General features: G+C 43.1%; 1 protein-coding gene. It reads left to right on the forward strand.

Annotation, left to right across the window (positions count from 1 at the left end; genetic code table 11):
* Positions 1-211, forward strand: a 211-nt coding sequence (locus tag RM697_RS13735; protein WP_311428464.1) for an HYR domain-containing protein, incomplete at both ends; no start/stop codon positions are given.

Raw genomic sequence — 211 nt, forward strand, 5'->3', positions numbered from 1 at the left:
CCTTCTAACATCACTGTCAATAACGATAATGGCAATTGTTCGGCTGTAGTGACCTACTCAGTAACATCTACTGATAATTGTCCTGGTCAGACTGTAGCACAAACAGCTGGTTTAGCCTCTGGTGCTGCGTTCCCTGTCGGAACTACTACTAATACATTCCTCGTTACGGATGCTAGTGGAAATACTGAAACATGTTCTTTTACTGTAACGG

The sequence above is a fragment of the Microcosmobacter mediterraneus genome, assembly GCF_031846265.1.
In the GTDB taxonomy this organism is placed as follows: domain Bacteria; phylum Bacteroidota; class Bacteroidia; order Flavobacteriales; family Flavobacteriaceae; genus Microcosmobacter; species Microcosmobacter mediterraneus.